Source organism: Microcoleus sp. K5-D4 (assembly GCF_036704575.1).
In the GTDB taxonomy this organism is placed as follows: Bacteria; Cyanobacteriota; Cyanobacteriia; order Cyanobacteriales; family Microcoleaceae; genus Microcoleus.
On sequence record NZ_JAUBSD010000147.1, the window covers coordinates 1 to 9,603 of the forward strand.

General features: G+C 47.1%; 7 protein-coding genes. 4 read left to right on the forward strand and 3 right to left on the reverse strand.

The genetic code is table 11. The features are described from left to right. Window positions 1-206: 206 nt before the first annotated feature. Complete coding sequence (locus QUA77_RS27845) at window positions 207-1,952, reverse strand: alpha/beta hydrolase (protein WP_333453821.1); 1,746 nt, start codon at window positions 1,950-1,952, stop codon at window positions 207-209. A 286-nt stretch (window positions 1,953-2,238) separates the two neighbouring features. Between QUA77_RS27845 and QUA77_RS27850 the strand changes: the two genes are divergently transcribed. The 3 genes from QUA77_RS27850 to ligA all read left to right on the forward strand — a co-directional run bounded on the left by QUA77_RS27850 (window position 2,239) and on the right by ligA (window position 6,687). After that, window positions 2,239-3,219 carry an Npun_R2479 family HD domain-containing metalloprotein gene (locus QUA77_RS27850; protein ID WP_333453829.1) on the forward strand — a complete coding sequence of 327 codons (981 nt, stop codon included), beginning with the start codon at window positions 2,239-2,241 and terminating at the stop codon, window positions 3,217-3,219. Window positions 3,220-3,357: 138 nt separating this feature from the next. After that, window positions 3,358-4,422, forward strand: a complete 1,065-nt coding sequence (locus tag QUA77_RS27855; protein WP_333041290.1) for a vWA domain-containing protein — start codon at window positions 3,358-3,360, stop codon at window positions 4,420-4,422. Window positions 4,423-4,536: 114 nt separating this feature from the next. Next, the gene (ligA, locus tag QUA77_RS27860; RefSeq protein WP_333453823.1) at window positions 4,537-6,687 is read left to right on the forward strand and encodes an NAD-dependent DNA ligase LigA; all 2,151 of its coding nucleotides are present in this window, start codon (window positions 4,537-4,539) and stop codon (window positions 6,685-6,687) included. Between the two features lie 121 nt (window positions 6,688-6,808). Here the strand turns inward: ligA and QUA77_RS27865 are convergent, their stop codons facing one another. Beyond that, complete coding sequence (locus QUA77_RS27865; protein WP_333453825.1) at window positions 6,809-6,970, reverse strand: hypothetical protein; 162 nt, start codon at window positions 6,968-6,970, stop codon at window positions 6,809-6,811. Window positions 6,971-7,024: 54 nt separating this feature from the next. Here QUA77_RS27865 and QUA77_RS27870 point away from each other — a divergent pair, with 54 nt between their 5' ends. After that, the gene (locus QUA77_RS27870) at window positions 7,025-7,438 is read left to right on the forward strand and encodes a hypothetical protein (RefSeq protein WP_333041287.1); all 414 of its coding nucleotides are present in this window, start codon (window positions 7,025-7,027) and stop codon (window positions 7,436-7,438) included. Window positions 7,439-7,834: 396 nt separating this feature from the next. Here QUA77_RS27870 and QUA77_RS27875 read toward each other — a convergent pair. Beyond that, a partial coding sequence (locus QUA77_RS27875; protein ID WP_333453827.1) for a CHAT domain-containing protein occupies window positions 7,835-9,603 on the reverse strand: 1,769 nt, incomplete at its 5' end.

Below are 9,603 nucleotides of genomic sequence, written 5' to 3' on the forward strand. Positions count from 1 at the left end.
TGTTGTCATGGTTTTATGATTGCTGTATTTGGTTGTCAATGTTCGGATGATGTTTATATTATTAACGGTGTTGTTAACGTTTGTAAAGGGGTGTAGCGACAGTTAAACTGATTAGTGTGATTAGGAAAGCTGATGAAAAGAGAGACAGGGCCGATCGCCCCCGCACGAAAATAGATGCCAGCGTGCACACGCGGCGCACCTCAACCCTAACGAACGGGAGCTATGGGAGGTGGAGAAGGTAGAGGAACAGGAGCGAGGACAGGCGGAGAGACTGGCCTGCGAGCAGGTGGAGAAATCCTGAACTGCTGGAGTTGCTGCGGGGTGAGCGATCGCAAAATTCTCAGTCCGAGAGTGTCTCGGGAGATGCTTAAAGCGTAGGATGGCTCCAAATACGGGCGGAAATTGGATTTGTTGTTCAAATAGCTTTCCATGAAAGCTAGGCTGAGTCCGCTGAGGTAGCGACGGGCTAAAACTGGTTCCGGCCCGATGACCTCTGGTGGTGGCAGAAAGAGGCTTTGAGGGGAATCCTCGATCGTTGAGAAGTGAGTCCCGTTGTTCATCAGTACCAGATATTTGTTGGGCGATGTCAGCCAAGTGAACGGTTGAATTTGTTCCAGCAAAGCGGGGGCGACGGTATCGGCGCTGCCTGCGATTAGCATGACTGGGATTTGGATTTTGCTGAGGTTTGTTTCTCCGAGAATGCTGCTGACGATCGGGTTGACGGCGATCGCAGCTTTGACGCGCGGGTCGTCGAAATTGTACTGGTTGCGCTCTAGGCCGCGGGCCCGGCACTGCAACAGTAGGGAGAGGTTCCAAGTATCGTTTTCGAGTCCGCAATCTTTGTCTAGCTGTGCAAAATTAATCTCCGCCCCGGCTAATGCTAAAGCCGTATAGCCACCGAAAGACTGGCCTATGACGCCGACTCGCTGCAAGTCAAGCTGCCCTTGGTAGGTCGGGTCGGTTGTAGATAGTTTGGTTAAATAATCGAGCAGATCTTGGATGTCGAGGGGGCGGTTGACAAATTCTGCTGGTTCTGCTACTTGATTGGCTCTGCCTGTTACTAAGTCTTGGATTTGTTGGGCGTTGCTGCCGGGGTGTTCGGGGACGGCGACGGCAAAGCCGTAGGAGGCTAGGTGTTTTGCTAAATACTCGAAGGAAAGGCGATCGGAACCTAAACCGTGAGAAATTACTACTACTGGGGCCGGTTGCGGGCTGCCCTGCGGCAGGTAAATGTCCATATCAAACGTGCGAGGGCGATTTGGACTCGTCACAGTTACCGATGATTTTTTCCAAGTATAGGGGCCCGGTAGCTGGGGCTGCTGCATTTGGGCCGGGGGTATGGCGGGTTCAGAGGCTGCTTGTGCTTCGGACAACTGGGCGACTCCCGCGATCGTCTGATTGGAACGGTTGATCAGCGATGTCAGCTCGTTGGCGATACCCAAGGCGCGGGCGATGTCAATCCTGATGCCATAGGTGGGGAATTTCCGCAGCACGTTGAGAATTGTCAGGCCTTCTGGATCTGAGGCTGCTAAAATCAGGGCGGCTCGGATGGCATAAAATCCAGGCTGCCGAGCTTTGGTTTGAATTACTCGGCCTAAGCGTCTCAGCAGCACTTCTCCTTGAGGCGTGTAAAGGAATTGGGCGATCGTCACGGGGCTGATTTCAGCTTTCGCTTGCAGGGCGCTGCGAATCTCAGCTAGCTGAGATTCTTTGATGTACTGAGCGAAGCCGTCCAAGTTTGAGTCTATTTTGCCTTCTTTGGCTAAAAGTGCCAGGGATTCGATGGGAACTGATTCTTCTAGCGGCCCGTAAGTTACGTAAATTCGCTCGGCACCCATTGCCGGTGCGGCGGTGCAAACAGCCGTGAATGCACACAATCCTAGGTATTTTTGGGCGATCGACCGCCGAGTGCGAAGGGCAGCAGTGGAGAGGCTCGAAAAAAGACAGTTCATAACTTTCACACCTAGGACTTCTAATAATTAGTCGGTGAAACGATGTAAATTGTTTCGTCAAAATTTAATACCCAAAAATCGCTCTGTTGCTTCGGATACTTCAGAAATTAGGTTATCTTGGGAAGCATAGCCAAAAAAGAAATTTTCTGACCTGACAAGACTAGCTGAAATTTAAAATTCAACGCCGAGGGGTCAAACCTACTGGAAGGCCCTTTGATTATTTTTTCAGCTATGCAAGATATTTTCGATCAAGTTTGTAACTACAGCCTGAGTGAGAGAATTTATGATGTTCAATGCAACTGCTATCCTGATTGACGCTTTTGTGCAAGAGTTGCAGGCCGGCTACCGTCGCACCTACGGCAAGTACAAGCCTGACTACCCTGAAATTATCGCCTGGGCAGGGACTATGGCTCTGGAAAATATCGCTAACTGCGATGCTCTGTACCACAATGTGGAACACACAATGCTCGTGGCTTTGGTGGGACAAGAGATTCTCCGCGGCAAGCATATTCGCGAAGGGGGAGTGTCGCCGGAAGATTGGCTGCACTACCTGATCTCGCTGCTGTGTCACGATATCGGCTACGTCAAAGGTGTTTGCCGCCAAGACCAAGAAGCTGTGGGACTATATGCTACGGGTATTGACGGGGGCATGGTTTCTGTGCCGATCGGGGCAACTTCTGCCAGTTTAACTCCTTATCATGTCGATCGAGGAAAACTCGTAATTGACGAACGCTTCGGCGGCCACACATTAATTGATGCCGAACAAATCAAGCGCAATATTGAATTGACGCGCTTCCCAGTTCCTGCTAGCGAAACTCATCAAGACAGAAACAATTATTCTGGACTCGCTAGGGCCGCCGATTTGATCGGTCAGTTGAGTGATCCAAATTACCTGCGAAAAATAAGTGCCTTGTTCTACGAATTTGAGGAAGTCGGCACTAATAAAATCTTGGGCTACAAATCTCCGGGAGATTTGCGGCAAAATTACGCCAAGTTTTATTGGAATGGAGTTTTTCCCTACATTCCAGCAGCTTTGAATTATTTGGAATTGACCCAGGGAGGCAAACAAATTATTGCCAACCTCTACGCCAATGTATTTCAGGTAGAACACGCTGAACCGCTCGCTTTCACCAAGCCCAACGCTCAAGAATTCACCAAATCCCGCGCCAATAGCAACTTGAATGGCGAAAAAGATGGTGAGAATCTTCAACCTTCCATGTCCGGGGACAACAAGAAATTTACCGAGTTTCCAGACTTGAATTTGTGATGATTTACGCCCTGAATTCGGCAGCTAAAAACAGGAGTCATAATTATTAACAAAAAAGGCAATTTTTAAGTTGCTGACTCCTTCCTTGTAAGCTATAGTATAGCTAAAAAATCGTGGTTTATTAGGAATAGTTATGTCATGGAAACCAACAATATTGAAGTCGTTTTTAGCTTTGATACAACTGGCAGTATGTACCCTTGTTTGACGCAAGTTCGTCGGAAAATCAAAGAGACGGTAACGAGACTGCTAGATGAAATTCCTGGCATTCGGATTGGCATTATTGCCCACGGAGACTATTGCGATGCTGGCAGCACATACGTAACTAAACACCTCGATTTGTCTGGCGATGTCGGCACGATTTGCAATTTTGTTCAAAATGTAGAGCCAACTGGCGGCGGCGATGCTCCAGAATGTTACGAATTAGTCTTGCACGAAGCTCAGTCACTTTCTTGGACTCCAACTAATTCCAAAACCTTGGTACTAATTGGCGACGACATCCCCCACGCACCCGCTCAAACTCCTCAAAAACTTAACTGGCGTAAGGAAGTAGATAAGTTAGCACAGATGGGAATTACCGTTTACGGCATCCAAGCTCTCAACCGCCAGCACGCTACTTTATTCTATAAAGAACTAGCCGAAAAGTCTGGCGGTTTTCACCTCAATCTAGACCAATTTTCATACATTACAGATTTATTTTTAGCAGTTTGTTACCAACAGTCATCTAACGAACAACTGCAAGCTTACGAACAAGAAGTTGTCAGTCAAGGTCGCATGAATCGTGGATTAAACAAAATGTTTAATACCATGCTGAACCGGGAAGGTGTTGCTGTTTACGAATCAGCAGAATTGCGAGCCGTAAAACCGGGGAGATTTCAGATTTTAGAAGTTGACAGCGAGATTTCAATTAAAGCTTTTGTTCTGGAGAATGGTTTGACTTTTAAAACCGGGCGCGGGTTTTATGAATTTACTAAAACAGAAACTATCCAAGGTAAAAAAGAAATTGTGCTGATGGATCGTTCCACAGGGGATTTGTTTGAAGGAGAAGCGGCGCGAGAAATGTTGGGTTTGCCAATGGGCGAGACTGTTCGCATCAAACCGAGCAATCTAGAAAAGTATGCGGTTTTTGTGCAAAGTACCTCGGCAAATCGCAAGCTGATGGGGGGAACTCGTTTCCTTTATGAAGTTGAAGATTGGGATCGTTAATCAATCTTAAATGTCCAAACAACAACCGCAGATCGATGCAGATCGGGGTAAAATCTCTATTCTCTGTGTTTGTGTTATGGTCTGCTGTTAAAAAATATACACTTTCAAATTAATATGCAACCTGAAATTCAGCAGCAAATTCAACAGTTGAGGCAGCAGCTACAGCAAGCTAGCTATGCTTATTATGTTCTAGATGCACCGATCATGCCAGATGAAGTGTATGATCGACTTTATCGCCAGTTGCAAGAATTAGAATCAGATTATCCTGAATTAATTACTGCGGAAAGTCCGACTCAGCGGGTGGGAGAACAGCCTGCTACTCAATTTTTTAGCGTCAAACACAATATTCCTCTGTACAGTTTGGAAAATGCTTTTAATTTTGAAGAATTTGCTAAATGGCAGGAACGCTGGCAAAGGGTAGCACCTCCCCTAACCCCCGGTCAAGAAGGAAATGCACCCCCCCTAACCCCCCCTGATCAAGGGGGGGGACTTGATGGAATAACATCTTCGATTAGCAATCAGGAAAATAGGGAAATTACTCCCCGCCTTAGCAAGGGGGGGTTGGGGGGGGTTTCCTATGTTTGCGAGTTAAAAATTGACGGTTCTGCTTTAGCGTTAACCTATGAAAATGGGGTTTTAGTTCGCGGTGCGACCCGGGGAGACGGCATTGCCGGAGAGGAAATTACTCAAAATGTCAAAACTATTCGCTCGATTCCTTTAAAGCTCAATTTAGATAATCCGCCGCCTGTTGTGGAAGTGCGGGGAGAGGCTTTTTTGTCTTTAGCTGTGTTTGACGAAATTAATCGGGAACGGGAAAAAGCAGGGGAACAATTGTTTGCTAATCCTCGCAATGCTGCGGCGGGTACGCTGCGGCAGTTGGATTCTAAAATTGTGGATAAGCGCAAATTGGATTTCTTTGCTTATACTCTGCATTTAGATCAGGGTAACGAGGGTAACACGCAGTGGGATTCGTTGGAATTGTTGCGACGAATGGGGTTTAAGGTGAATCCCTATCGCAAAATTTGCTATTCTTTGGATGAGGTTCGGGAGTATTACGAATATTGGGATACTGAGCGACGGAATTTGCCTTACATGACGGATGGGGTTGTTGTTAAGATTAATTCGGTTTTGCTGCAAAAACAATTGGGTTTTACTCAGAGGTTTCCGCGTTGGGCGATCGCCCTGAAGTATCCTGCGGCCGAAGTCCCTACAATCGTAGAAGCTGTCACCGTGCAAGTAGGCAGAACCGGGGCTCTGACTCCTGTAGCGGAACTCAAACCGGTGCAGTTGGCGGGGACAACGGTTTCGCGGGCTTCTCTCCACAACAGCGATCGACTTTCCGATCTCAACCTGCACATTGGCGATACTGTGATTGTCAGAAAAGCTGGGGAAATTATACCAGAAGTTGTGCGAGTTTTGCCGGAACTTCGTCCCCAAAATGCTAAACTTTTCCAAATGCCTAGTTGCTGTCCCGAATGCGAACAGCCTGTGGTTCGGGAAAAGGGGGAGGCCGTTACTCGCTGCATAAATACATCTTGTCCAGCAATTTTGAGGGGTTCGCTGATTCATTTTTGCAGCCGGGATGCTCTGGATATTAACGGTGTTGGGGAAAAGTTGGTGCAGCAGATGGTTGATAGCAATCTGGTGCATTCTGCGGCGGATTTGTACGATTTGACTGCGGAAAGATTGATGAGTTTGGAACGCATGGGTAAGAAGTTAGCAGAAAAGTTGGTAAGTGCGATCGCCGAATCGAAAAATCAACCTTATGCGCGCGTACTTTACGGCTTGGGCATCCGCCACGTCGGCAGCGTGAATGCTCAATTGCTAACAGAAAGGTTTGCAAATGTGGAAGAGTTAGCAGGGGTATCGGCGGCATCGATTGAGGGCGTTTACGGCATCGGGCCGGAAATTGCTCAAGCTGTTTATCAGTGGTTTCGAGTGCCAGCAAATCAAAGTTTAATTGCACGGTTGAAAAATGCGGGCTTGCAATTGCAGTCAGAAGTAAAAAATCCCAATTTAGCCCGCACAAATTTACAACTTGCAGGCAAAAGCTTTGTGCTTACCGGAACTTTGCCCACTTTGAAACGAGATGAAGCTAAAGATTTGATTCAAAAAGCAGGAGGTAAAGTCACAAGTTCTGTGAGTGCTAAAACTGATTATGTGGTTGTGGGAGAAGATGCTGGTTCTAAGTTGGAAAAGGCTCAATCTTTGGGAATAGAACTACTTTCGGAATCAGAGTTACTAGAACTGCTATCGAAACCATAAATGATTGGGGAAAGTCAATATATTTCTCTTTCCTCTTTCTCTGCGCCCTCTGCGCTCTCTGCGGTTCCCAAAAAAAGCGCTGATTCATTTCAGCCGTTTTCAAAGAAAATCCCCAACAATTCTATTGCCCTAGGTGCAAAATAGCCGATCGCGAATTGGGCAATACCTCAAAAGGCATAGAAAGCGCGATCGCACTTGGTGAATATACATACTTCCCCGGCGGTGCTGCCCGAATCAGTTGTCGGAACAGGCTAGTTTTGCTAAAATTTGATAAAGTTTGCAATAGCTATGGCAACTGCGAGCTTAGCCAAATCCCAGCAATCATAGGAGATACATTATGTCTGAAATTCCAGCAGAACAAACACAAACAAACTTGACAACTCCAGAAATAACTACCGAAAGCTCAATTTCTGGAGTGGAAAACGTAAAAAATAGTTTGGGAAACGTCCTAAATAATTGGAAGTTGAAAGCAGGATTAGCCGTTGCTGTACTCTTTGCAGTGTTGCTATTTGCTTTCTACTGGCAGCATATGATTGCAGTCGTAGGTATGAAGAGTTGGTCGGCGCGATCGGGAGCTAACCCGATCGAATGTATGGTAAGAGATACTAATAACGACGAGTATGTCAGTTGCAGCGCCCTCCTCGACCAGCAGATTGTGCCTCTTGAGTGCAGTTCGAGTTTGTTCAATATCGGCTGTCGAGTCAATTACGGAACTGCGGCCCCAAATCCGAGACAGACCAACCCGAGATAGAGCATCTGCGGGTTAGAAATGATTGTTGAACGAACAGATTTGCTAATTAAAGTATGGGACTTACAAAGAAAATCTCACCGTAAAAATACTCCAGCAATAAAGATCAGAAAACTCTTGTTTTTCTTGTTGTAAATTAGCAGGTAATGAAAGTTACCTGCTATTGCCATGAGGTAATCTGTGATAGATGATGGGCGGCAGTATATTGGCGATCCACAGGTTTTTGATGATATTACTTTGGTGGTGATGAAACAGAAATAGAGTTCCAAACCCCCTGGATCGGCGGTTGAAATTGCGGCAGCCACGGAGGAACCGCCCCAACCACCCCAAGCGGGCATTGCCGCTGCTGTAGAAACTTTCGTCCCTAAGAAGCGGAGACAGAAAGATAAAAATGGGAGCTTACCAAGGGCTTCCGATCATGGTGAAACTACTCCAATAATAAGGATGAGAAAAATTTTGGTTTGCTTGTTGTAAATTAGCAGGTAAATTTAACTTGCCGCCTGTTGTTACTAGCTGTCCGTTTTCCAGGCGCACTTTACCGGACATTATTGCTTGTTGAGCCAGTTGCAAAGCTTCTGCCTTAGTTGTGGTTCCTCGCAACTGGTGGTAAAATTCGCTCATCAGCCCCAAAGTGCCTCCATCGTCAACATACCACAAACTCCCTAAAGCAGATTTCGCGCCGGATTTTACTGCTAAACCTCCAAAACCTAATTCTGCTTCCCGATCGCCCACAGCAGTTCTACAAGCACTCAATACTAACAAGTCTACCTGCGGATTGCGCCAATTCAAACTCTCCATGCGATCGAGCTGCAATTTGGAATTCCACAGTTGAATGTAGGAATTGCTCGCTTTTCCCGGTTTGAATTCAGCGTGAGTTGCTAGGTGAACGATCCGAAATCCTCCCTTGGTGTGTTCCGACGTGAGATTATCTAAAGTGAAAGTAGAATTGAGGAAAGATGGGCTCTGCCACTGAGCCGAAATCGCCTGCAATTCGATCGGCACATTGGGCAAGGGCTGTTGGTCAACAAATTCCGACCTTCCCATTGCTAGCACGGTGGCGTCTATAACAGCTTTATAATCGGTATTAGTCGAACTAAAACTTGGAATTAGGCTGAAACTGTATTTTTCCATCAAGAAGCCTTTACCGTCGTGTAAAGCGGCAAAGGGCAGGCTTCGCAATCCGGGATCGACTGACAGTAACAAAGTCTGAATCCCTAAGTTTTCTAAGTCTTTTTCTAGGGGTGCGATCGCCCATTTATATAATTGCTGGGCGGCGGCTAGATAGCTGGTACTAGCGCGTTTTGCGGGATTGGTGATTTCATTGCGAAACTCCTGGACGGTGGGGAAAAGAGCTGCTCTGTTGGCTTCTGGGACGCTGTAGTGAATCGGTTGCCCCACGGGAGGAACTAAAATTAGTTCTAATTGTTCGTCTCGCGAGACTATGTAGATAATACCAGACCGCTTGCCGGTTTGCTGTTCGATATTTTGTAAAGTTTGTTGGGCTGTCGAAATTAAGACTTTTTCCTCTGGGAGGTTGGCTGTTACCCCCAAGTAATCTCCAAATTCTTGATTCCTCATTTCTTCGATTCCCCAGAGTGTTTTCTGTATGTCGTTACCTTCAAAAAGTCGATCGGGAGGTGGAACATATCCCAGAACTAAATTAGAAGTAGGGTTAACTGTTAGTGCTTGTTGGGATGCTGGTGAAGAGGCTACGATGCCCGCGGGTAATTGACTGGTGATACTTCGATCGATGGTTAAAACTCGATCTGCAGCAGCAACACCGGGATTGTCTAGCGATCGAATTTCGGGGCGTTTAAAGTCTTGTGCATCGGAGGTTGAGGGTTCGGGTGCGGGCGATGCTGGTGTTGCCACAGGTGCGGGGAGTTGTATTTCCGTAGAAGCCATCGGAGTGGGAGTGACACTCGGAGTGGGAGTGACACTCGGAGTCGGAGTGGGACTTACTACCGGAGTGGGAGTTTCACTCGGAGTCGGAGTGGGACTTACTACCGGAGTGGGAGTTTCACTCGGAGTCGGAGTGGGAGTTTCCAGCGGAGTGGGAGTTTCACTCGGAGTCGGAGTGGGACTTACTACCGGAGTGGGAGTTTCACTCGGAGTCGGAGTGGGACTTACTACCGGAGTGGGAGTTTCACTCGGAGTCGGAGTGGGAG